This is a genomic window from Colwellia sp. E150_009, assembly GCF_053543955.1.
In genome coordinates, this window is the sequence record NZ_JBHFOM010000022.1 from 1 (window position 1) to 23729 (window position 23729).

The 23729-nt window shown below is 35.9% G+C and carries 20 protein-coding genes and 4 tRNA genes; 19 read left to right on the top strand and 5 right to left on the bottom strand.

The window, feature by feature from the left end:
- The 7 genes from ACE1OF_RS11015 to purF form a co-directional block, all read left to right on the top strand.
- The coding region (locus ACE1OF_RS11015) for a FimV/HubP family polar landmark protein (protein WP_448894496.1) at positions 1-1358 on the top strand (1358 nt) is incomplete at its 5' end.
- 85 nt (positions 1359-1443) lie between these two features.
- Positions 1444-2226 (top strand): tRNA pseudouridine(38-40) synthase TruA, encoded by a 783-nt coding sequence (gene truA / locus ACE1OF_RS11020; protein WP_448894497.1) that lies wholly within the window; start codon positions 1444-1446, stop codon positions 2224-2226.
- A 173-nt stretch (positions 2227-2399) separates the two neighbouring features.
- Positions 2400-3254 (top strand): acetyl-CoA carboxylase, carboxyltransferase subunit beta, encoded by an 855-nt coding sequence (gene accD, locus ACE1OF_RS11025; protein WP_448894498.1) that lies wholly within the window; start codon positions 2400-2402, stop codon positions 3252-3254.
- Between the two features lie 20 nt (positions 3255-3274).
- The gene (locus ACE1OF_RS11030) at positions 3275-4732 is read left to right on the top strand and encodes a glutamate ligase domain-containing protein (protein ID WP_448894499.1); all 1458 of its coding nucleotides are present in this window, start codon (positions 3275-3277) and stop codon (positions 4730-4732) included.
- A gap of 29 nt (positions 4733-4761) precedes the next feature.
- The gene (locus tag ACE1OF_RS11035; RefSeq protein WP_448894501.1) at positions 4762-5439 is read left to right on the top strand and encodes an SPOR domain-containing protein; all 678 of its coding nucleotides are present in this window, start codon (positions 4762-4764) and stop codon (positions 5437-5439) included.
- A gap of 82 nt (positions 5440-5521) precedes the next feature.
- Positions 5522-6004, top strand: a complete 483-nt coding sequence (locus ACE1OF_RS11040; protein WP_448894502.1) for a CvpA family protein — start codon at positions 5522-5524, stop codon at positions 6002-6004.
- Between the two features lie 46 nt (positions 6005-6050).
- Positions 6051-7568, top strand: coding sequence for an amidophosphoribosyltransferase (gene purF, locus ACE1OF_RS11045; protein WP_448894503.1), 1518 nt, complete (start codon positions 6051-6053; stop codon positions 7566-7568).
- 100 nt (positions 7569-7668) lie between these two features.
- Here purF and ACE1OF_RS11050 read toward each other — a convergent pair whose 3' ends face one another.
- Together ACE1OF_RS11050 and ACE1OF_RS11055 are read right to left on the bottom strand one after the other, a co-directional pair.
- The gene (locus ACE1OF_RS11050; RefSeq protein WP_448894504.1) at positions 7669-8268 is read right to left on the bottom strand and encodes a Yip1 family protein; all 600 of its coding nucleotides are present in this window, start codon (positions 8266-8268) and stop codon (positions 7669-7671) included.
- Positions 8269-8547: 279 nt separating this feature from the next.
- On the bottom strand, positions 8548-8853 hold the full coding sequence (locus ACE1OF_RS11055; RefSeq protein WP_448894505.1) for a hypothetical protein: 306 nt from the start codon (positions 8851-8853) through the stop codon (positions 8548-8550).
- 161 nt (positions 8854-9014) lie between these two features.
- Here ACE1OF_RS11055 and miaE point away from each other — a divergent pair, with 161 nt between their 5' ends.
- A complete protein-coding gene (gene miaE, locus ACE1OF_RS11060) occupies positions 9015-9773 on the top strand; it encodes a tRNA isopentenyl-2-thiomethyl-A-37 hydroxylase MiaE (protein ID WP_448894507.1) in 759 nt (252 codons plus the stop codon).
- A gap of 33 nt (positions 9774-9806) precedes the next feature.
- Here miaE and lpxH read toward each other — a convergent pair whose 3' ends face one another.
- Positions 9807-10559: a UDP-2,3-diacylglucosamine diphosphatase gene (lpxH, locus tag ACE1OF_RS11065; RefSeq protein ID WP_448894508.1), complete on the bottom strand. Its 753-nt coding sequence runs from the start codon at positions 10557-10559 to the stop codon at positions 9807-9809.
- Positions 10560-10598: 39 nt separating this feature from the next.
- Positions 10599-11090, bottom strand: a complete 492-nt coding sequence (locus tag ACE1OF_RS11070) for a peptidylprolyl isomerase (protein WP_448894509.1) — start codon at positions 11088-11090, stop codon at positions 10599-10601.
- Between the two features lie 147 nt (positions 11091-11237).
- Here ACE1OF_RS11070 and cysS point away from each other — a divergent pair, with 147 nt between their 5' ends.
- Positions 11238-12647 carry a cysteine--tRNA ligase gene (cysS, locus tag ACE1OF_RS11075; protein WP_448894510.1) on the top strand — a complete coding sequence of 470 codons (1410 nt, stop codon included), beginning with the start codon at positions 11238-11240 and terminating at the stop codon, positions 12645-12647.
- 78 nt (positions 12648-12725) lie between these two features.
- On the opposite strand, the gene folD is transcribed toward cysS, so the two are convergent.
- On the bottom strand, positions 12726-13580 hold the full coding sequence (folD, locus tag ACE1OF_RS11080) for a bifunctional methylenetetrahydrofolate dehydrogenase/methenyltetrahydrofolate cyclohydrolase FolD (RefSeq protein WP_448894511.1): 855 nt from the start codon (positions 13578-13580) through the stop codon (positions 12726-12728).
- A 329-nt stretch (positions 13581-13909) separates the two neighbouring features.
- Between folD and ACE1OF_RS11085 the strand changes: the two genes are divergently transcribed.
- From ACE1OF_RS11085 to ACE1OF_RS11130, 10 genes are all read left to right on the top strand, one after another.
- A tRNA-Pro gene (locus ACE1OF_RS11085) sits at positions 13910-13986 on the top strand.
- Between the two features lie 235 nt (positions 13987-14221).
- A tRNA-Arg gene (locus ACE1OF_RS11090) sits at positions 14222-14298 on the top strand.
- Positions 14299-14328: 30 nt separating this feature from the next.
- Positions 14329-14404, top strand: a tRNA-His gene (locus ACE1OF_RS11095).
- A 43-nt stretch (positions 14405-14447) separates the two neighbouring features.
- Positions 14448-14524, top strand: a tRNA-Pro gene (locus tag ACE1OF_RS11100).
- A gap of 325 nt (positions 14525-14849) precedes the next feature.
- Positions 14850-16157: a trigger factor gene (gene tig / locus ACE1OF_RS11105; RefSeq protein WP_448894512.1), complete on the top strand. Its 1308-nt coding sequence runs from the start codon at positions 14850-14852 to the stop codon at positions 16155-16157.
- 144 nt (positions 16158-16301) lie between these two features.
- A complete protein-coding gene (gene clpP / locus ACE1OF_RS11110) occupies positions 16302-16949 on the top strand; it encodes an ATP-dependent Clp endopeptidase proteolytic subunit ClpP (RefSeq protein ID WP_448894513.1) in 648 nt (215 codons plus the stop codon).
- A gap of 129 nt (positions 16950-17078) precedes the next feature.
- Entirely contained in the window at positions 17079-18356 is a 1278-nt protein-coding gene (gene clpX / locus ACE1OF_RS11115; protein WP_448894514.1) for an ATP-dependent protease ATP-binding subunit ClpX, read from the top strand.
- Positions 18357-18509: 153 nt separating this feature from the next.
- Positions 18510-20855, top strand: coding sequence for an endopeptidase La (gene lon / locus ACE1OF_RS11120; RefSeq protein ID WP_448894515.1), 2346 nt, complete (start codon positions 18510-18512; stop codon positions 20853-20855).
- A 364-nt stretch (positions 20856-21219) separates the two neighbouring features.
- Positions 21220-21495 (top strand): HU family DNA-binding protein, encoded by a 276-nt coding sequence (locus tag ACE1OF_RS11125; protein WP_114326564.1) that lies wholly within the window; start codon positions 21220-21222, stop codon positions 21493-21495.
- 293 nt (positions 21496-21788) lie between these two features.
- Positions 21789-23705 (top strand): SurA N-terminal domain-containing protein, encoded by a 1917-nt coding sequence (locus ACE1OF_RS11130; protein WP_448894517.1) that lies wholly within the window; start codon positions 21789-21791, stop codon positions 23703-23705.
- Positions 23706-23729 lie beyond the last annotated feature (24 nt).

Consider the following 23729-nt stretch of genomic DNA (forward strand, 5'->3'; position numbering starts at 1 on the left):
AACCTGATAATGAGCAAGAGAAGGTTCAAGAGAATGCTCAAGATAATATTCAAGCAAATGCCCAAGATACGCCTCCAGCAGAAGAGATTGCTGCTGATGAAAATAGCGACACTGAAATAACTGATCCTGATGATATTGATGCCTTACTCGACTCCATGAATGTTAATGATTCACCAGTAGAGAAAGACACACAACCTGATAATGAGCAAGAGAAGGTTCAAGAGAATGCTCAAGATAATATTCAAGCAAATGCCCAAGATACGCCTCCAGCAGAAGAGATTGCTGCTGATGAAAATAGCGACACTGAAATAACCGATCCCGATGACATTGATGCTTTATTAGAGTCAATGAATATAGATGTTCCTGATAATATTAATGAGATAGCAAGTGCTAAGGATCTTGTTGATACTTCAGAAACAGAGAATAGTGAAGCAGATAGTCTCTCTGCGATTAATGAAAACCGAGAGAAAATAGAAAGCTTAACTGAAGCGTATATTGCACCACTATTATCAACAGATTTTAGTGATATTTTAGCGAAATCTCCCGAAAAAGAGTCAACGAACGATGAGCTAATAAATGAAATTGAAAATGAAGAGTTTGATATTGACGAACTTATTGCTGAGGCTGAGCAGTCAAATGAAAATGCTATTGAAGAAGAACTTGATATAGGTGACGATTTACTCTCAGGTGCTTTTGATGAAGCAGCGTTAGCAAAACTGTTGAATGAAGATGAAGAGGGAAATGAGGCTGAACAACCAACGGAATTATCTCCTGACTTTTCTGACCAAAATGTTCTTGCTGGCTTGCTCAATGATGATGAATACCGTAATGAAGAAATATCAGAAGCCAATGAAATTAATGATATTCAAGAGCTAGACAACTTAAATTTTGATGAACTTTTAGCAAACATAGAAGAAGAGTCGAGTGTTGCTAACAAGGCTGCAAACTTTAATCAAACAACGGAGACTGTTGATGATTTTACTTTAGACGACTTTGATAATTTTAATGCCGCGGCAAACACTTCTAATAGCTTTGGTGAGCAGAATAAGGATAATGGTACAGAGTTTGTTTCAGTTGACTCCCTACTGACAGCGAGTCAAGATGAGGTAAGTTTTGGTGAACCATATAACAAAGCTAATATTGATGTCGGTTTAAATGAGTTCCCAGAATTTACTAAAGATATTAATCCTATTGATGTTGATCTTGATGAAAATGGCATTGCTGCAAAGTTAGATTTAGCTAAAGTTTATCTTGAAATAGGTGATGAAGATAATGCCGAGGTTATTTTAAAAGAAGTTATTAAGTTAGGCGATGCTCATCAACAAGCAGAAGCTGAGAAGCTACTAAAAGACTTGTAATTATCACCTTAATAGCATTGCCTTAACACTATGAAATAATAGATAATGCGCCTCTCTGACTAAAGTGGTGTTTTAAGAGGTTAGCATGCGTTATGCGTTAGGCATCGAATACGATGGTAAAAATTATTGTGGCTGGCAAAGGCAAAAAAGTGTTGTTAGCGTGCAACAAAAGCTTGAACAAGCGCTATCAAAAGTTGCAGATGAACCTATTGAAGTAATTTGTGCTGGTCGAACTGATACTGGTGTTAATGCGACTAATCAAGTTGTTCATTTTGATACCTCTAAAATAAGAAAAGATGTCGCTTGGACCTTAGGTGTAAATACCCATTTACCTAAGGACATAGCGGTAACTTGGGTAAATGCGGTTGATGATGAATTTCATGCCCGTTTTAGTGCCACTGCTAGACGGTATCGCTATATTATTTACAATAATAGATTACGGCCAGCGATTCTTAATTATGGTATTAGTCATTGTCATTATCCTTTAGATGAACATTTAATGCATCAAGGCGCACAACACCTAGTAGGGAAGCATGATTTTACTAGCTTTCGTACTGTTCATTGTCAATCACACTCTCCCGTTAGAACTATACAACACTGTGACATAACACGCCGTGGTGAATATATTATAGTGGATATAAAAGCGAATGCTTTTTTACATCATATGGTACGCAATATTGTTGGTAGTTTAATGCGTGTTGGGCAATCTCAAGAAAGCACACTATGGATCAGAGAAGTACTTGAGCTTAAAAATCGTTGCATGGCGGGTATGACAGCACCACCAGAAGGTTTATATTTTGTTGAAGTTGATTACCCTGAGCAATATGCGCTTCCTAAAAGACCATTTGGACCACTTTTTTTAACTTAATAATATAATTCTTGAAAATAATTAACAAAGCAGACCTGTTTTTATATAAAATATGGGATAAAGTGTGTTTTAATTCTCGGTTATATTTGTTATCACATTCAATTTGATTATTTGTTATTTCATTCTCAACAAAAAATCTATTTATATTCGTTGCAATAGGCAAAAATAAAATTATGAGCTGGATTGAAAAAATTCTCCCAAAAGCAAAATCTACCCAAAAACGCAATATTCCTGAAGGTGTTTGGAGTAAATGTACTTCATGTAATGCGGTATTGTATAAAGTTGAGTTAGATAGACAAATTTCTGTCTGTCCAAAATGCGATCATCATATGCGCATTAGTGCGCGTAAACGCATTGACAGTTTTCTTGACCAAGATAACCGACAAGAGCTAGGTGAAGAATTTGAAGCACAAGATATCTTAAAATTTAAAGACTCTAAACGTTATAAAGATAGACTCAGTGCTGCCCGCAAAAGCACTGGTGAAAAAGATGCTTTAGTAGTGATGAAAGGTGAATTACATGGTATGCCTGTCGTTGCAGCAGCATTCGAATTTTCATTTTTAGGTGGTTCTATGGCGTCTGTAGTTGGTGCCCGTTTTGTTAAAGGTGTTGAGTATTGTTTAGAGCATAATGTTCCGTTTATTTGTTTTTCTGCTAGTGGTGGCGCGCGTATGCAAGAGGCGTTATTCTCATTAATGCAAATGGCAAAAACGAGTGCAGCATTAGCGAAAATGAGTGAAAAAGGCCTTCCTTATGTGTCAGTGTTAACTGATCCTACAATGGGTGGCGTTTCAGCCAGTCTTGCCATGTTGGGTGATATTAATGTTGCCGAACCTAAAGCACTAATTGGCTTTGCTGGCCCTCGAGTTATTGAGCAAACGGTACGTGAAAAATTGCCAGAAGGCTTCCAGCGAAGTGAGTTTTTACTTGAAAAAGGTGCGATTGACATGATTGTAGATCGTCGAAATATGCGAGAAACTTTAGCACGTATGTTAGCCAAATTTATGGGGCAAGATAGTCCTTTATAAACTCGAGACAAGTACAACCTATGTTAAAACACAATGAAAGCCATTCTAAAGATTTTAAAAGTCTTAATGAATGGCTTTATTATTTAGAAACCATTCATACTACCGAAATAGATCTTGGCCTATCACGTATAAGTCAGGTAGCTAAACGCTTATCTATTGATTTTAGTTTTGCGCGTGTTATTACGGTTGCAGGCACTAATGGTAAAGGTACAACCTGTGCTTTTTTAGAAAATGCCTTGCTTGGTGAACCAGCCCCAAGTGATTTGAGTATTGATGAAGAAGAGTGCGCTTTAACTCAAAGTGTAGCAGTATATTCGTCACCACATATTGAGCACTTTAACGAACGGTTACGTATTAATAAGTGTAATGTTGATGATCAATCACTTATTAAGGCATTTAAAGAAATAGAAATTGCAAGAGCTGATATTTCACTTAGCTATTATGAATATACTACCTTAGCTGCTTTTCTAGTGCTAATGGCAGTTAAGCCAGAAGTTATTATTTTGGAAGTAGGTTTAGGCGGACGTCTCGATGCCACCAATATTATTGATGCTGATGTTGCCGTTGTTACAACCGTGGATATTGATCATCAAGCCTTTTTAGGAAATGATCGAGAAACAATTGGCTTTGAAAAAGCAGGTATTATGCGAGGAAATCAACATATTATCATTGGTGATCCTAATGCACCGCAATCAGTGTTAAATTATGCTAATAAGGTTAATGATGAACAAGAATATAATAATCAAGCCGCAGCATATAAAAAGATAAAAGTGAGAAATAGAGATTTTTTCAACATTTTACCAACATCCTCTCACAGTCAATGCTCATCAAATTGGCAATGGCTGTATAAAGAATTTGATAGTGAAGGTCATGAAATTGAGTTTTGTTTGAATGATCTGAACAATACAAAAATTCCTCAAGACAATGTTGTTACTGCGTTGATGGTGTTAAAGCAGCTTGGTATAAAGCTAACATCAAAGAAAGTGAATGCACTGATTAACCAAACGCAGGTAGCTGGCCGAACCGAGTTGTTTAAAACGCCTGTATTTAATAAAAGTGCTCTTGATGACCATGAGATTATAACATATAAACTAAACAGTGATGTTATGCTTGATGTCGGGCACAACCCGCATGCAGGAAGATATTTAGCCGCAAAGTTAACTCAATTTAAATCTCAAAATCAGTATCAACGCATAATTGCAGTTGTTGGTATGTTAGCAGATAAAGATATTGCTAATACATTATTGCCTTTTCAAGGAATTATCGATGATTGGCATGTCGCTTCATTATCAGTCCTTAGAACCGCCTCATCTGAACAAATGGTAACTCAATTATCTAGTTTTACTAAATCCATCAATTGTTTTGACAATATAACTCAGGCATTTAAAATGGCTAATCTTAAAGCTGAGTCAACTGATTTAATTCTTGTTTTTGGTTCATTTTATACCGTTGCCGAAATCAGACAGCTTATAATTTAATTTCTTGTTTAAATTACTTGGAGTATCGTTTGTCTACACCGTTTCAAAATCGTCTTGTTGGTACTATTATTGTCGCTGCAGCAATTATTATTTTTCTGCCTGATATACTTGATGGTAAAAAAAACTCAAATCAAGCTGACTTCGATGCCATTCCAAAAGCGCCAACCTTTACGGGAAAGTTAACGAACAAAACATTTCCAGAAGAAAAGTTAGTGTTGAAAGAAGAAGCGACAATTTTTAATGAAACAGCCAAAGATGAACAGTTGCTCAAAAAAACTAAGTTGCCAAATGAAGAAAGCACGCCAGATTTGACTAATGAAAACAGTCAAACGTCAAGTGAAACTAAAGTAACACCAGCGACTAAAGCAAAACCAATAACAAGCAATGGCACTTCAATCGCTAAAGCTAGCTCAGCAATAGAAAAACCAGATTTAGGGCAGCAACCAAACGAAGCAGTCAATAAAGAAGCTTGGGTTATTCAGCTGGGAAGTTTCAGGCATAAAACTAATGTTGCTGAACTGGTTGATAAACTGAAAAAAAATGGTTATACCGTTTTCACAAAACCTATACAAACTAAAAAAGGTACGTTAACTAAAGTTTTTATTGGACCTGAATTAAATAAAACCTCTTTGTCTGGTAAGCTGCCAGCGTTGAAAGAGTTAACAAATGTGCAAGGAAAGATCGCCCGCTTTTATTCAGGTAAATAAGTGCGCTGAAATCAAAAAAGTTAGGCATTTGTATTTTGATTCTGGTAGAATGCGCGCCTCTAATCAATGAGAAACTTAAATTATGGTTTGGATAGATTACGCCATTTTGACAGTAATAGGGTTATCAACACTAATTAGCTTAGTGCGAGGCTTTGTAAAAGAAGCTTTATCATTAACTATTTGGATCAGTGCCTTTTTTATTGCCAGTACTTTTTATGGAAATTTAGCCAACCTTCTTACCAATATTTCAGATCAATTCTTGCGTAATGCCGCGGCAACAGCAATTTTATTTATTTCTACGTTAATTATGGGCGCTTTAGTTAGCTACCTTATTGGGCAACTAGTAAGTAAAACAGGATTGTCAGGTACAGATCGTGTTTTAGGTTTAGTATTTGGCGCATTACGTGGGGTGTTAATTGTTGCTGCTTTGTTATTCTTTATGGATGCCTTTGCAGGGGTTAATACAAGTGATTGGTGGAAAAATTCACAACTTATACCAGAATTTACTTTGGTTGTGGAATGGTTCTTTGAGTATCTTAAGCAATCATCAAGTTTTCTAACTTAGTGATAACAATTAACATTATTTACTAAGTTCAAGCGGAGAAAAATTCATGTGTGGTATTGTTGGTATTGTTGGTAAAACTGCGGTTAATCAATATTTGTATGACGGGTTAACAGTTTTACAGCATCGCGGACAAGATGCTGCTGGTATTGTGACTATTCATGACGATACCTTTCGTCTTAGAAAAGGAAATGGTTTAGTTAAAGATGTTTTTCATACGCGTCATATGATGCGCTTGCAAGGCAATATTGGTATTGGTCATGTACGTTATCCTACAGCTGGTACTTCAAGTTCATCAGAGGCTCAGCCCTTTTATGCTAACTCACCTTATGGTATATCGTTAGCCCATAACGGTAATTTAACAAATGCAGAAGAGCTAAAATATTGGTTAAATACCAAAGCTCGCCGTCATGTTAATACTACATCAGACTCAGAATTATTATTAAATATTTTGGGTCATGAATTACAACAAAGTGATAATATCAAATTAACACCAGATGATATTTTTACTGCTGTTTCTAATGTACATGAACGTGTGCGAGGAGCTTATGCCACCGTTGCTTTAATTATAGGTTATGGCATGGTAGCATTTCGTGATCCAAATGGTATTAGACCATTAGTTTTTGGTAAACGTGAAACAGAAAATGGTGTTGAATACATGATCGCTTCTGAATCGGTTGCGCTTGATGCTTGTTCATTTAAATTTGTTCGAGATGTCGCACCAGGAGAAGCTATCTTCTTCTCAGAAAATGGGCAAATTCATAGCCATCAATGTTCTAAAAATCCTGTATATAGCCCGTGTATTTTCGAATATGTATATTTTGCTAGACCAGACTCAACCATTGATAAAATTTCTGTTTATGCTGCTCGGGTTGAAATGGGTACTAAATTAGGTGAGAAAATTGCGAAAGAGTGGGATGATATCGATATTGATGTGGTTATCCCTATTCCCGAAACATCGTGTGATATTGCATTACAAATAGCTAAACAATTAGATTTACCTTATCGTCAAGGCTTTGTAAAAAATCGCTATATAGGGCGTACTTTTATCATGCCAGGGCAAGAGCAACGTAAAAAATCTGTTCGCCAAAAATTGAATGCCATTAGTGCAGAATTTAAAGGAAAAAATGTTTTACTTGTCGATGATTCTGTTGTTCGTGGTACAACCTCAGAGCAAATCATTGAAATGGCAAGAGCTTCTGGGGCTAAAAAAGTGTATTTTGCTTCTGCGGCACCTGAGATTCGTTTCCCTAATGTTTATGGTATTGATATGCCAAGTGCAAACGAGTTAATTGCTCATGGGCGTGATGTTGATGATGTGTGTGATTTAATTGGCGCAGATAAATTAATCTTTCAGTCAATTGAAGATTTAGTGGCTGCAATTAGAATTGGTAACCCTGAAATACAACGTTTTGATACGTCAGTTTTTGATGGGATTTATGTTACCAATGACATTGATAACACCTATTTAGAAAAGCTTCATGCGCTTAGAAATAATAGTAGTAAAGAGTCTTCTGATAAGAATGCTGACTCTGTTATTGATATGCATAATGAAGGTGCAGAATAAACAATAGCTAATGCTTCAATTGATAAAAATAGCGAGTAAACTTTGATAAGTTACTCGCTACTTGTTAATGAATTTACCTAGTACTTACCTACCAAGACAACTAGTGAACATATTCAGGGCCAAAACCCATAGTCCACATTACAGCACTGAAAGCCATAATACCTACTAATAACACTAAACCGCAAGTCACTACTGAACTTGAGTAGATAAACCCTTTATCTTCAGGAATGTTCATCATAATAGGTACGCCAGAATATAATAAGTATATTGAGTAACTAACCCCAACAAGACCTACTAAGGCAACAAACCAAAGTACAGGGAATAATGCAGCGATACCAACCATAAACATTGGTGTTGCAGTATATGCTGCTAATTCAAGAGATTGAATATAGCTTGGATTTGAATCAAATGTTTTTGCCATCCATTGAATTAAGTAGGCTAGGGCAAAAACGCCAATCACTAAAGCAAAGTACATGGCAATAGCCATTAGTTGCGCACTGTTTTGGCTAATCATAATAGGTTCACCAACCCCTATTGTCCAACCTATATGTGCAGCAGCATAATAACTACAAATAGTAGGGATTAATGCTATAGCAAGTATATGCGCCATACTATACATAATACTTTCATGTTGTTTCTCGATAGTTTGCCATTCATCTTTTGGGTGAGCGTATAAACCCCAAATGTGATTTAATATCATAATAATATCCTTTGCGAAGTCCCCAATAAAATATTTAGCCATTTGTTAATTGAGTTTTGTTTGCTAAATATACATTCAACGATAATTATTTTTATTATCGATATCTTATTTATGGGAGATGATAGAGCATTCGTCAAGCTTTGATTGAAAAATAGACTGTAAAACATGAAAATAATTTGTTTTTATACTGAATATAGTTGAGATTTATTTTACTTATTCCTTTTAAGTATAATGTTTGCTTTATAATCCAAGATGATTTGTTTAATTAAAATATCTTAATCAAGAAATTTTAATTCTAACTATTTTCATTATTTCTATATCAAAACCAGCAATTTTTTCGTTATCGGGATAATAAGTAATATTTACCCGCTGCCCTTTTAAGCTTTTATATAATTTTTTTCTTTTATATTTAAAAGGCACATTTATGTTTTCAAGCATGAGTGTATTGATAAACCAATCACCCGACTCTCGCTGTACATGTGACATTACCTTAATGTTATCTGTGTGAATGAGTTTTTTATGTTGCTCAATTAACTGTTTTACTGCTTTGTTGGACGGTTTACTATATTGAGGTGAATGATCCATAGTTGATTAAAAAATGTGAAAAACAGTTCACCATTCTCTCAAATAATGGTTAGTTAGAATAGGGTGTTTGTTTATTTTTATAGATAAACATTGATCTAGTGTAGTCAAAGTAATGGTTAAACAGTTAGAATATAAGCATAAAACATTACCTGTATCGATTGATGAATACTGAAGAACTATTAAACCCAATTAAGTCTTTTTTGCAGTGTGAAACGCCCCAAGAATGGATTGATAAAGCGGCGCAGCCTGAAAATTTACCAATTATCTTATTGGATCATCTCGTGTGTGAGTTAAAAGCAGCGCAAACAGGAATGTGGTTGATCCGTAAATATGCAGTAGATAAACAAAGTGGTCAAAACCTTTTAAATTGGTTAGAGCCATATGAAAAATTTGTATATAAAAAAGAGGGAACGCTTGAAGATTTAGCGACAAAGTTAAAATTTTCAAAATCGATTGTACCAAAAAATAATACTCCAATAGGGCAAGACTTAATTGATAAAATGGTATTGCTGATTAAAGAAGAGTTGCATCATTTTTATCAAGTGTTGGAAATAATGAATGCGCGCAATATTCCCTATGAAAATATTAGTGCTGGACGCTATGCTAAAGGCATGATGAAACATGTTAAAACTCATGAACCTGAAACACTTATTGATAAACTGATCTGTGGTGCTTACATAGAAGCTCGTTCTTGTGAACGTTTTGCTAAATTAGCACCATACCTTGATGATGAATTAAATAAGTTCTACATATCTTTACTTCGTTCAGAAGCGAGACATTATGAAGATTATTTATCACTTGCTCAAAAAGTAGCTAATGGAGATATTTCAGAAAGAGTTCAGCATTTTGGAAAAGTAGAAGCCGAATTGATTTTATCAGAAGATAAAGACTTCAAGTTTCATTCAGGCGTACCTGTATAACACCATATATAGCATAAACCTTAACATAAATTATTATTTAGGCTGAGCTAATGGTTGGTTTAATAATTTCATGCTTGTGGGAGTTACTTTTAACCAAGCACCTTGCTCATACCAGTCACCCAAAACTATGCGTTGCGCTGTTTTACCGTTAGCGGTTAAATGATGAATAGCAGGTCTATGAGTATGGCCATGTATTAATAGTTGACTTTGGTAACCTTCTAAACAGTCAACAACTTCAGATTCAGTAACATCCATAATGTCTTGCGGTTTTATCGATGTAGCAGCTGCACTTTTTTTACGGTAATTAGCCGCCATTTTTTTTCGTACCCATAGTGGTAGACTTTTTACCATAGCTTGCCACCACCATGAGCGCGATTTTTTTCGAAAATTTTGATAGGCAATGTCGCGTGTGCATAGGGTATCGCCATGCATAATAACAACGTTTTGCCCGTATAAATCAATTAAATCAATTTCAGGTAATAAAATCATGGAAGACTTCTTTGCAAAACGCTTACCTAATAAAAAATCTCGATTACCGTGTATATAATAAATTGTAGTGCCAAAGCTTGAGAGAGTTCTCAATGCTTTGGCGATAGTTGCTAAATAAGCACTGTCATCATCATCACCAACCCAAACCTCAAACAAATCACCCAGAATATAAAGTGTTTGCGCTTGTATCGCCTCATTTTTCAAAAAACGTAAAAAACAGGCGGTAATATCAGGTCTGTTTTGCGCTAAATGTAAATCGGCAATAAAGTAAGTAACGGATTTTTGGGAGTTTGGCATTATTAATAATCTATATTGCTTAATTTAAGAGGGAAATAGCTATTCAACGATAGCTGATTCAATCACAATATCGTCTTTTGGTACATCACCATGACCAAACATATTGCCTGTTTCAACAAGTGTCATTTTGTCAACGACATCCATGCCTTCAACTACTTCACCAAACACACAGTAGCCCCAACCTTGCACAGATTCATTTTTAAAATCTAAAAAGTCATTGTCTGTTAAGTTAATAAAGAATTGAGCAGAAGCTGAATGTGGTTCTTGGGTACGCGCCATTGCCAATGTGCCACGTTTGTTACCTAAACCATTGTTTGCTTCGTTTTGAATACTAGCACGGGTTTCTTTTTCTTCTAAACCAGGAGCAAAACCACCACCTTGCGCCATAAATCCTTTAATTACACGATGAAAAATGGTGCCATTATAATGACCTTCTTCTACATATTGTTGGAAATTTTTCGCTGTAATTGGTGCTTTATCAAAGTCTAATTCAATCTTAATATCACCAAGGGTTGTTTTAAAAATAATCATAGGGGGTCTCATCTACAAAAAAAGTAGCCAAATTGTACGCTAAGTTGAGATAAAGTGCATCTGCTATGGTGATTCAAAACGAAGCATGGGTTACAATCAATTTTTATTGTTGGTAATCATTATTTTTCATTGGAGTCGTAAACCCTCATGTTGCAGATATACAATACTTTAACCCGTAAAAAGGAAGTTTTTACCCCTATCAACCCAGGTAAAATAGGATTGTATGTTTGTGGTTGCACCGTTTATGATTTATGCCATATTGGGCATGCACGTACTTATATTAGCTTTGATAATATTGCTAGGTACCTACGTTTCTCGGGATATGAGGTTAATTATGTGCGAAATATTACCGATGTTGAAGATAAAATTATTAATCGTGCTGCTGTAAATAAAGAGACACCAGAGCAATTAACCGAACGTACCATAGGTTACATGCATGAAGATTTTGACGCTTTAAATATAGAGCGTCCAAACCTTGAACCACGAGTAACCACACACATGAATGAAATTATTGCGATGATTGAAAAGTTAGTTGCAAAAAAACATGCCTATGTTGCGGGTGAAAATGCCGAATTAACTGGGCAAGGGGATGTGTTATTCAATGTTTCTAGCTATGCTGATTATGGTAAGCTGAGCGGACAAAACCTTGAGCAGCTACAAGTAGGCTCTCGTGTTGAAGTGGATAACAATAAAAATAATCCTCTTGATTTTGTTTTATGGAAATCAGCAAAGCCTGGCGAACCAAGTTGGTCATCACCTTGGGGGGAGGGAAGACCTGGTTGGCATATTGAATGTTCTGCCATGAATGCTAAGGAACTTGGTCATCACTTTGATATTCACGGAGGAGGTTCAGATTTACAATTTCCTCATCATGAAAATGAAGTGGCTCAAAGTTGTTGCGCTCTGGATACTCCTTACGTCAATTATTGGATGCACACAGGCATGGTGCAAGTAGATCAAGAGAAAATGTCCAAATCACTTGGGAATTTTTTCACTATTCGTGATGTGCTTGCTCAATACGATGCTGAAACAGTACGTTTCTTTTTAACTACTGGGCATTACCGTAGCCAATTAAATTATTCAACCGATAATTTAAACCAAGCAAGAGCATCCTTAGAGCGTATTTATACTGCATTGAGAAATGTTAAGGTAGAGGATGATTTTGTTTTAGATAAATCTATTGCGTATGTTCAACAATTTTGTCAAGCAATGGATGATGATTTTAATACACCACAAGCGATTGCCGTCTTATTTGAAATTGCAAAAGAGCTGAATGTAGTGAAAGAACATGCTCATGAACAAGCAAGTAAACTTGCGGGTACCTTAAAAACATTAGGAGGTGTGCTTGGTTTACTTCAACTGGATCCTGAAAGCTTCTTACAAGGGCAGAATGATGATGGCGAAGTTGCTGTTATCGAAGCACTAATTGCGCAACGTAACCAAGCACGAATAGATAAAAATTGGGCTCTTGCTGATCAAGCACGCGACAAGTTAATTGAAATGAATATTGTATTAGAAGACAGCGCAGGAAAAACTACCTGGCGGAAAAATAGCTAAATAGCTAAATAGCTAAATAGTTAAGTTATCTATTTAAAGTGTACAAACCTGTTTGTACACTTTTCATAAAGGTGATTTTTATTTTCCAAATTGTTCGCACGCAATGAAGGTGTTTTCAATTAAACTCGCTACAGTCATTGGCCCTACACCACCAGGAACTGGTGTAATAAAAGCAGCTTTTTCTTTAGCTGCATCAAAATCGACATCGCCAATAAGCTTGCCTGATTCTAAGCGATTAATTCCCACATCTATCACAATTGCACCATCTTTAATCCATTCTCCAGGAATGAAAGCTGGCTTACCTACAGCAACTACAATTAAGTCGGCATTTCTAACTTTACTTTCGAGATCTTTTGTAAATCGATGCGTTGTTGTTACTGTGCAGCCCGCTAGCAACAGTTCAAGTGTCATTGGCCGACCAACAATATTTGATGCCCCTACCACTAAGGCATCTAAACCATGAGGTTTAACACCTGTAGACTCTATCAGTGTCATTATACCTTTTGGTGTGCAAGGTCTTAAGCCAGGAAGGCGTAAGGCAAGTTTACCAACGTTTGATGGGTGGAAACCATCCACATCTTTTTCTGGAATTATTTGCTCAATAATTAAATTAGCATCTAAACCAGCAGGTAAGGGAAGTTGTACTAAAATACCATCAATGGCATCATCATTATTTAGTTCATCAATTAAAGTACATAACTCATTTTGAGTCGTGGTTTCTGGTAAATCATAAGAACGAGATACAAAGCCAACTTCTTCACATGCTTTACGTTTGCTACCTACATAAACTTGAGAGGCTGCATCGCAACCAACTAAAATAACAGCTAGGCCTGGCGCTCTTTGGCCGTTACTTATACGTAAGCTAACTTTTTCTTTAATAGAGTCGCGGAGTTGTTTGGCAATAGCCTTGCCGTCAATTAATGATGCCGTCATAATACTTATATTGTAACCTTGAATATATTAATGGAGTTAATACGCTAATGAAGTAGCGCTATTTTGCCATAAACCCTACGTTAGTAATAGCGAAGAGTTAGAATAAATTTGAATGTATAGCTTATACAACTATATTACGAACAGTTATTATTATGTTATATAAATATACGGCTTTTTGTTACTCTTGATGCCACTAATTAAGCAAGTTGCATTAAAAGTAAACGAACACGTTTTTTTTTATAAAAAAAGTTTGACTGAACCCGTTCAACTCGGTAATATCCGCACCCGTTGAAGACAGCTAATTTAATTGGTTTGTTTTTAACATATGTCGGTGATTAGCGCAGCTTGGTAGCGCACTTGGTTTGGGTCCAAGGGGTCGCAAGTTCGAATCTTGCATCACCGACCACTTTTTCTTCCTTAGATAATAAGAAAGAGCAAGTATTGGTTTGGGTGTCATCAAGTTCAGTCGCAAGTTTGAATTTTGTATCACCGAGTACTTTTTCTTCCTTAGATAATAATGAAGAGCAAGTATTGGTTTGGGTGTCATCAAATTCAGTCGTAAGTTTGAATTTTATAACACTGACGACTTTTTAGTTTATCATTTGTATAAATTGAAAAGTGAATGCTTTTGTAGGTAATGTGCGCCCTTAGCTCAGCTGGATAGAGCAACGCCCTTCTAAGGCGTGGGTCGTAGGTTCGAATCCTACAGGGCGTGCCATAGTTAACATTAAGTATGAAATGTATTATGGTGGCTATAGCTCAGTTGGTAGAGCCCCGGATTGTGATTCCGGTTGTCGAGGGTTCAAGTCCCTTTAGCCACCCCATTTTTTTCTTCATCCCTTGAAGCGAAAGAATGAAGTTTTAAATCGGTGATTAGCGCAGCTTGGTAGCGCACTTGGTTTGGGTCCAAGGGGTCGCAAGTTCGAATCTTGCATCACCGACCACTTCTTTTATGGTTATTCCCTTACTATCTAGATAATTTCAAACATAAAATTAGTCATTAAAGTTTACAAAGACATTTTATAAAAGTGTCGAAATTTTGGTGATTGTTAAATAACTTTTTTTATTACTATCCACACTTATGTTAGTACATAATTCCCGCTATAAACTTGCCCTTGCAACTTCTTTTATGTCTAGCTATAATTCCGCGTCATAAATTTTAACCGTTCGTATGAGCAAGGCACTTTTTTTACTTCTTTTATAGAAGAGAAGCAAGTAAGGTTAGTGCATTATAAGAAAGCGTAACACGCTAAGTTTTGAGGTATATAAATGCAAGTTTCAGTTGAGACTACACAAGGTTTGGAACGTCGTTTGACTATTTCTGTTCCAGCCGAAACAGTAGATGTTGAAGTTAAAAATCGTCTTCGTCAAGTGAGTAAAACCCAGCGTATTAACGGTTTCCGTCCGGGCAAAGTTCCACCATCAGTGATCCAAAAGCGTTATGGTAAATCTGTACGTCAAGAAGTTGCGGGTGAAATTATGCAACGTAGTTTTGTTGATGCCATCGTTGCAGAAAAAATCAACCCAGCGGGTCGCCCATCATTTGTAGCTAAAAGCAATGAAGATGGTAAAGAGTTAAAATTTGAAGCAACGTTTGAAGTTTATCCAGAAGTTGAATTAAATAATCTAGACAAAATTGTAGTTGAACGTCCAGATGTGGAAGTAACTGACGCAGATTTAGATGAAATGTTTGAAACGTTACAAAAGCAGCATCAAACATGGAAAGAAAACAAGCGTAAAACTAAAAAAGGTGACAGATTAACACTTGATTTTACTGGCCGTATTGATGGTGCAGAGTTTGAAGGTGGTAAAGCTGAAGGTTTTGAACTTGAACTTGGCGCTGGTCGCATGATTCCTGGTTTTGAAAAAGAAATCACAGGCATGAAAGTTGGCGAAGAGAAAACAATTAAAGTGACTTTCCCTGATGACTATCATGCAGAAAACCTAAAAGGTAAAGAAGCTGAATTCGATATTGTTGTTCATAAAACTGAAGGCCCAGTGTTACCTAAAGTAGATGATGAATTTGCAAAACTATTTGGCATTGAAGAAGGTGGTGTTGACGCATTACGTGAAGAAGTTAGTAAAAATATGGCTCGTGAATTAACTCAAGCGGTTAAAGCTAAAGTTAAAAATCAAGTACTTGATGGTTTATTAGCGAGTCATGAAGTTGGGTTACCGTCAGCTTTAGTTGCGCAAGAAATAGACGTGTTACGTCAACAAGCTATGCAACGTTTTCAAGGACAAATGGATCCTAAAAACTTACCTGAATTACCAAATGACATGTTTAAAGAACAAGCAGAACGTCGTGTCAAAATCGGTTTGTTATTAGGTGAAGTAATCAAAGTTAACGAACTCAAAGTTGATAATGACAAAGTAGACGAGTTAATTGCTACTGCGGCTTCGGCCTATGAAGATCCACAAGAAGTTATTGAATACTACGCTAACAACAAAGAATTAATGCAACAAATGCAAAACGTTGCATTAGAAGAACAAGCAGTTGAGTTTTTAGTTGAAAAAGCGAAAGTAGAAAATAAAGAGACAAGCTTTAAAGATATTATGAACCCTGAAGGCAAGTAATATCGCTTTTTTATTGAAAAAAGCTTAGCAATCGCTTAGATTTAATGGCTTGTATGAATACCTCATACAAGCCATTTTTATTTGACTTATTATTACTCAATTAAAAAACTATCACGTATTTTATATTTAAGGGACGGAACACACTTGTTTAATTCTCAATTTAATTCACAGACAAACCCTCAAGATTCAGCTACAAGCCCTGAAAGTGCCTTAGTGCCTATGGTAGTAGAGCAAACAGCTAAAGGTGAACGTTCTTATGATATTTACTCAAGGTTACTAAAAGAACGTGTCATATTTCTATGTGGCCAAGTTGAAGACCACATGGCAAATTTAATTATTGCTCAATTATTATTTTTAGAATCAGAAAGTCCAGATAAAGATATTTTTCTTTATATAAATTCTCCTGGCGGTTCAGTAACGGCAGGCATGGCTATTTACGACACAATGAAATTTATTAAACCTAATATTTCTACTGTTTGTATCGGTCAAGCAGCCAGCATGGGCGCTTTTTTACTCTCTGGTGGTGAAAAGGGTAAACGTTATTGTTTGCCTAATGCGCGTGTGATGATCCATCAGCCTTTAGGTGGATTTCAAGGTCAAGCATCTGATTTTGAAATTCATGCAAAAGAAATTTTATTCATTAAAGATAAATTAAATCGTTTAATGGCTGAACATACAGGACAGCCTCTTGAGAAGGTTTCTCAAGATACTGACAGAGATAATTTCTTAAGTGCAGAATCTGCAGTTGAATATGGCTTAGTTGACTCCATATTAGAACAAAGGAACAGTTAATTTATTTTTAACATTCGTTGTAAAGTGAGTTTGAATGATTAAATATCACTTAAAAAATGGTTAAATTACTACTATGCTATAATTTATAACATGGTAGTAATTAGCAGAATTAAAGATTTGAGGTAGGGCATGACCGATATTAAAAGTGGTGACGGCGACAATGGTAAATTACTGTATTGTTCATTTTGTGGCAAAAGCCAACATGAAGTACGTAAGTTAATTGCTGGGCCATCAGTATTTGTATGTGACGAATGTGTTGAATTATGCAACGACATTATTCGTGAAGAAATAAAAGAAATTTCACCAAAAGAAGAAAAAGAAGCGCTGCCTTCTCCCATTGAAATACGTGAAAGCTTAGATGATTACGTAATTGGTCAAGATCATGCGAAAAAAGTACTCGCAGTAGCTGTTTATAATCATTACAAACGTTTGCGTAATGGTGATTCTCACAACGGTATTGAGCTTGGAAAAAGTAATATATTACTTATTGGACCAACAGGGTCAGGTAAAACTTTATTAGCCCAAACATTAGCCCGATTACTTAATGTACCTTTTACTATGGCTGATGCAACAACACTAACCGAAGCGGGTTATGTTGGTGAAGATGTTGAAAATATCATTCAAAAACTTTTACAAAAATGTGATTATGATGTTGAGAAAGCTCAACGTGGTATTGTTTATATCGATGAAATAGACAAAATTTCTCGTAAATCGGATAATCCTTCGATTACGCGTGATGTTTCTGGTGAAGGTGTTCAGCAAGCTTTATTGAAGTTGATTGAAGGTACTGTTGCTTCTGTACCGCCACAAGGGGGTCGTAAGCATCCTCAACAAGAGTTTTTACAAGTTGACACGTCTAAAATATTATTTATCTGTGGTGGAGCATTTGCAGGGTTAGATAAGGTGATTGAGCAACGTTGTCATACGGGTACAGGTATTGGTTTTGGTGCTGAAGTTCGTGGTAAAGAACAAGAAATAACGTTAACAGAACGCTTAGAAGATGTTGAACCAGAAGATTTAGTTAAATATGGTTTAATTCCTGAGTTTATTGGTCGTTTACCTGTGCTTGCAACATTACGTGAATTAGATGAATCAGCTTTAATTCAAATTCTCCAAGAACCTAAAAATGCGTTAACTAAGCAATTTATGGCATTGTTTGATATGGAAAATGTTGAATTAGAGTTTCGAGAAGATGCACTGATTGCTATTGCAAGAAAAGCGATGGATAGAAAAACAGGTGCTCGTGGCCTACGTTCTATTGTGGAATCTGTTTTGCTTGATACTATGTATGAGTTGCCATCAATGGAAAATGTCAGCAAAATTGTTGTTGATGAAACAACCATTCGAGGTGAATCAAAACCTTTAATTATTTACGATAGCCAGCAAGAACAGGCAGCATCAGAGTAGACATTAGTACAATAATTATTAAAAGAGCCTCAAGGGCTCTTTTTCATTTTTACCTTTTGTTGTTATAAACTTAAAATTCTCGCTTGTAAGTTTTCTATTGATCCCCATATAGTTTTTAATTAGCAATTTTCATAACTTTCCAAAGAGATACACATGACCGAAGAATTATCTAGTGTAGTTGAAATCCCCGTTCTTGCCTTAAGAGATGTTGTCGTTTATCCGCAAATGGTTATTCCTTTGTTTGTTGGACGAGAAAAATCAATCCGTTGTTTAGACCTTGCTATGGAAAATGACAAGCAAGTATTTTTAGTTGCCCAAAAGGATGCTGTTGTTGATGATCCTCAAGCGGCCGATGTTTATGATGTTGGGACAGTTGCAACAATTCTGCAAATGCTGAAACTACCTGATGGCACAGTAAAAGTTTTAGTCGAAGGAGTACAACGTGCGCATGTAACTAAATTTGTAGAAACAAAAGATTACTTTAGCGCTAATATTGATTTTTTAACTGCCGAAAATAAACCAGAAGATGATAACGAAGTATTAATTCGTTCAGCTATTTCTCAATTTGAAGGCTATGTAAAGCTTAATAAAAAGATCCCACCAGAGGTACTTACGTCTGTTTCTGGTATTGATGATGCTGAGCAACTTGCCGATACAATGGCAGCACACATGCCATTAAAATTAGCAGATAAGCAGAAAGTTTTAGAGATAGTTGATATTGTAAAACGCTTAGAACATTTAATGGCGCTAATGGAAGGTGAAATAGACTTACTGCAAGTAGAGAAGAAAATTCGTACTCGCGTTAAAAAGCAAATGGAAAAAAGCCAGCGTGAGTATTATTTAAATGAACAAATGAAAGCCATTCAAAAAGAGCTTAACGAAGGTGATGAAACACCTGATGAGCTAGAGCAAATGGCTAAGCGAATTGATGATGCCCAAATGCCAAAAGAGGCAAAAGATAAAACCTTAACTGAACTGCAAAAATTAAAAATGATGTCGCCGATGTCAGCAGAAGCCACAGTAGTGCGCAGTTATATTGAATGCATGATAAATGTGCCATGGAAAAAACGCAGTAAATTGAAACGTAACTTAGCTTTGGCACAAGAAGTTTTAGATAAAGATCATTATGGTTTAGACAAAGTAAAAGAGCGTATTTTAGAGTATTTGGCGGTACAACAACGTGTAAGTCAACTTAAAGGACCTATTCTTTGTTTAGTTGGTCCTCCAGGGGTGGGCAAAACATCGCTAGGACAATCTATTGCTAAATCAACAGGTAGAAAATATGTACGTATGGCTTTAGGTGGGGTTAGAGATGAAGCTGAAATTCGGGGGCATCGTCGTACCTATATTGGTTCATTGCCGGGTAAATTAATTCAAAAAATTTCTAAAGTAGGCGTTAAAAACCCATTATTTTTACTGGATGAAATTGATAAAATGGCTTCTGACATGCGTGGTGATCCTGCCTCGGCATTATTAGAAGTGTTAGATCCAGAACAAAACTCTAGCTTTAATGATCACTATTTAGAAGTAGACTATGACCTGTCTGATGTGATGTTTGTTGCTACCTCTAATAGTATGGATATTCCTGGCCCATTACTTGACCGAATGGAAGTAATTCGTCTGTCAGGCTATACCGAAGATGAAAAACTTAACATCGCACGCAGTCATTTACTTAATAAACAGATTGAACGAAATGGTTTAAAAAATAAAGAAATTGATATTGACGATAGTGCTATTATTGGCATTATTCGTTATTACACACGTGAAGCTGGGGTTAGAAACCTAGAACGTGAAATTTCTAAATTATGTCGTAAAGCTGTAAAAGCTATTCTGTTAGATAAAAAACTGAAAAAAGTGGTTATTAATCAAGATAATTTAGATGAATATCTAGGTATACAACGTTTTGATTATGGAAAGGCTGATGATGAAAACCGTGTTGGTTTAGTCACTGGTTTAGCATGGACACAAGTTGGTGGTGAGCTTCTAACAATAGAAACGGCCTCTGTGCCAGGTAAAGGTAAGTTAACTTACACTGGTTCGTTGGGTGATGTAATGCAAGAATCTATTCAGGCTGCTATGACGGTTGTACGTAGTAGAACTGGAAAGCTTCGTATTAATGATGATTTTTATGAGAAACGTGATATTCATGTTCATGTGCCAGAAGGTGCTACACCAAAAGATGGCCCAAGTGCTGGTATAGGAATGTGTACAGCATTGGTATCAAGCTTAACAGGGAATCCTGTAAAAGCTGATGTTGCTATGACAGGTGAAATAACGTTACGTGGTGAAGTTTTAGCCATTGGTGGTTTAAAAGAGAAGTTATTAGCTGCTCATCGTGGCGGTATAAAAACAGTGATTATTCCTCATGAAAATGCGCGAGATTTAAAAGAAATACCTGAAAATGTTAAAGCAGATTTAGTTATTCATCCTGTAAAATGGATTGATGAAGTGTTGGCCATTGCTCTTGAACATCCCGTTGAACAGTGGAAGATAGAGTAATTTTTATCCTTAAAAAGTTGATTCTTTGGTATAAATTAGAAAAAAATGCGAAAAAATGGAAAAAAAGTAAGAAAAAGTGAAATAAAGGCTTTTCAAACGCTGAAACTATGTTAAGTTAACTACGCTTATGTCGCTAGACCCCTTACTTAGTATACCTAAGAGGGATAAAACCCAATAGGTGTTGTTGATAATGGTCTAGACGTAATAGTATTTTTTGAAACTCGATGCTTGATGTTCAAAAAAAATAAATTAGATAATGTAAGTTTATTTTTGTAGGACGAACTTTTATTAAACTTTTTACTTAAGAAAGGTAAAGAGAAGTAAAGATAGCGTTGTAATAATAACAATTTAAGGGGTATACACTGTGAATAAATCTCAACTTATCGAGAAAATTTCTGAAGGCGCTGACATTTCAAAGGCTGCTGCGGGTCGCGCATTAGATTCATTTATTGGCGCTGTAACTGAAGAATTACAAAATGGTGAGCAAGTTGCTCTAGTTGGTTTTGGTACTTTCTCTGTACGTGATCGTGCAGCAAGAACTGGTCGTAACCCTCAAACTGGTGCAACTATCCAAATTGCTGCTGCTAAAATACCTGCTTTTAAAGCTGGTAAAGCATTAAAAGATGCTTGTAATGACTAATATCTAATGAATTGCTTTGGCAATTTTATTACATTATTACAATATAGTTAAAAACCACCTGTAGGTGGTTTTTTGCTTTTTTAATATTAATTAGAAATAGTATTAAGTTTTTTAATAAAATAAAAGCAATCTTACACTTCAAGCTGTGGTCTGCATCTGCTAGAATCGCGAGCAACAAAATATTATAACGTAAAGTATTGGTATTATTTATCGATTACAAGTTATCGATTACAAGTTATCGGTTTCAAGTTATTGGTTTAATAGATATTGGCTTTAGAGACAAAGAGACAAAAATGTTAGAAGATATTAGAGAAAGCTCGCAAGGCTTAACAGCGAAAATAATCCTTGGTCTTATTATATTAACCTTCGCTGTGGCGGGGATTGGCAGCTACACTAATTCTGTTGATACCTCGGTAGCAACAGTTAATGACGAAAAAATTAGCGAGCAAGAATTTAATAAAGCGTATCAAGCTCAACGTAACCGTATGGCGCAACAATATGGTGAAATGTTTGAGACTTTATCTAACGATAGTAATTATATGGCGAATTTTCGTCAAAGTGTTTTAGATAATTTAATCAACGAGAAGCTGATAGATCAAAGTGCACGAGATCTTTCTATACGTGTATCAGATGAGCGCCTTAAAGAAACAATTAGAGCAATGCCTGAGTTTCAGGTTGATGGTGTTTTTGATAATAATCGTTATTTAGCCATTATTAATCAAGCTGGTTTTTATCAATCATCAAACTTTCGTGATTATTTACGTGTAGAAATGACTCGTCGTCAATTATCGCAAGCTCTAGTTGGTACTGAATTTAATCTACCTTATCAAGAGACTTTACAACAAAAGTTGCAAAGTCAAACACGTAATATCCGCTTTGCTACAATTTCTGCTAATAAATTTAAAGCAGGAATTGATGTTAGTGAAGAAGAAATTAAAAACTATTATCAAGCTAACCAAGTACGCTTTGAGAATAAAGAAAAAGTGAAAGTTAATTTTATTCAGTTAAGTGTCGAAGATATTGCAAAAACTATTGACGTTTCAGATGAAGATGTTGCTACCTATTATCAAGATAATATAGCGAGTTTTACACAACCAGAACAACGTCGTGTTTCTCATATTTTAATTGCGTTTGATGAAGGAGATACTGAAAGCGAAGCCAATGCAAAGGTAGAAGCTGAAGCTCTACTCGCTCGACTTGCTCAAGGTGAAGATTTTGCAGCACTTGCAAAAGAATTATCAAGTGATACCTTTAGCGGGGAAAATGGTGGCGACCTAGAATATATTGAGCCAGGAGTGATGGACCCTGAGTTTGACGAAGCAGCCTTTGCACTTGAGTCGGTAGGAGATAGAACTGAGTTAGTTAAAACAAGCTTTGGTTATCATGTAATTAAATTAACAGAATTGAATCCAGAAGTGATTAAAAGTTTAGCAGACGTTAAACCTGATTTGTACACTAAGGTAAGTGAGAATAAGGCACAAGAGAAGTTTTACACGCAAACACAAGAAATGGCTCGTATAAGTTTTGAATTCCCTGATAGTTTGGAAGATGCAGCAAATGAAGTGAATGCAAAAGTTGAAACATCTTCATGGTTGTCACACAGTGGTAATGCGGCACCTTTTGATAATCCAAATGTTGTAGAAGCTGCTTTTTCAGATTTGGTTTTACAAGATAACATGAATTCAGACGTTATTGAGCTTAGTGATACTGTTTCTATAGTACTTCGTTTAAACGAATATCAGGAAGCAAATGTTAAGCCTATTAGTGAAGTTGAAGAACAAATTAAATCAATTTTAGTTTCACAAAAAGCAACGGAAAAAGCACAAGCGGTTATTGATGAGCTACTTGTCCAATTTAAAGCAGGCAATGATATTACTGAGCAATTAACTCAAAATTATGCCAGCTTTACCACTAAAGAAAACGTGGCTCGTTATAGTGCTGATTTAGATCAAAGCATAACGAGAGAAGCTTTTGTACTTCCTCATCCAACAGAAGGTACTATTTCAGCCTCTACCGTGGCATTAAGCAATGGTGACTTGGCATTGGTTGAAGTGCAAGCGGTAAACGAGAATGTTGAAGTTGAAAATCCACAACTTTCGCAACAGCAAACGTCTCAATTGGCTCAGTCTGCATATAAAAGTTATATTGATTCATTGAAAGTTGATGCGCAAATTACTCGCAAGGCCATTACAGCGCCAATTAATAATTAGCCTAAAGTTGAACACTATTAATAT

What these genes read in the sequence shown, in the direction of transcription:
- miaE (WP_448894507.1), top strand. Translation starts at nt 9,015, where the DNA reads ATGAATACTGAAGAACTATTAAACCCAATTAAGTCTTTTTTGCAGTGT.
- ACE1OF_RS11040 (WP_448894502.1), top strand. Translation starts at nt 5,522, where the DNA reads ATGGTTTGGATAGATTACGCCATTTTGACAGTAATAGGGTTATCAACA.
- lon (WP_448894515.1), top strand. Translation starts at nt 18,510, where the DNA reads ATGACCGAAGAATTATCTAGTGTAGTTGAAATCCCCGTTCTTGCCTTA.
- truA (WP_448894497.1), top strand. Translation starts at nt 1,444, where the DNA reads ATGCGTTATGCGTTAGGCATCGAATACGATGGTAAAAATTATTGTGGC.
- clpX (WP_448894514.1), top strand. Translation starts at nt 17,079, where the DNA reads ATGACCGATATTAAAAGTGGTGACGGCGACAATGGTAAATTACTGTAT.
- ACE1OF_RS11050 (WP_448894504.1), bottom strand. Translation starts at nt 8,268, where the DNA reads ATGATATTAAATCACATTTGGGGTTTATACGCTCACCCAAAAGATGAA.
- ACE1OF_RS11130 (WP_448894517.1), top strand. Translation starts at nt 21,789, where the DNA reads ATGTTAGAAGATATTAGAGAAAGCTCGCAAGGCTTAACAGCGAAAATA.
- tig (WP_448894512.1), top strand. Translation starts at nt 14,850, where the DNA reads ATGCAAGTTTCAGTTGAGACTACACAAGGTTTGGAACGTCGTTTGACT.
- purF (WP_448894503.1), top strand. Translation starts at nt 6,051, where the DNA reads ATGTGTGGTATTGTTGGTATTGTTGGTAAAACTGCGGTTAATCAATAT.
- folD (WP_448894511.1), bottom strand. Translation starts at nt 13,580, where the DNA reads ATGACGGCATCATTAATTGACGGCAAGGCTATTGCCAAACAACTCCGC.
- accD (WP_448894498.1), top strand. Translation starts at nt 2,400, where the DNA reads ATGAGCTGGATTGAAAAAATTCTCCCAAAAGCAAAATCTACCCAAAAA.
- lpxH (WP_448894508.1), bottom strand. Translation starts at nt 10,559, where the DNA reads ATGCCAAACTCCCAAAAATCCGTTACTTACTTTATTGCCGATTTACAT.
- ACE1OF_RS11030 (WP_448894499.1), top strand. Translation starts at nt 3,275, where the DNA reads ATGTTAAAACACAATGAAAGCCATTCTAAAGATTTTAAAAGTCTTAAT.
- ACE1OF_RS11070 (WP_448894509.1), bottom strand. Translation starts at nt 11,090, where the DNA reads ATGATTATTTTTAAAACAACCCTTGGTGATATTAAGATTGAATTAGAC.
- cysS (WP_448894510.1), top strand. Translation starts at nt 11,238, where the DNA reads ATGTTGCAGATATACAATACTTTAACCCGTAAAAAGGAAGTTTTTACC.
- ACE1OF_RS11055 (WP_448894505.1), bottom strand. Translation starts at nt 8,853, where the DNA reads ATGGATCATTCACCTCAATATAGTAAACCGTCCAACAAAGCAGTAAAA.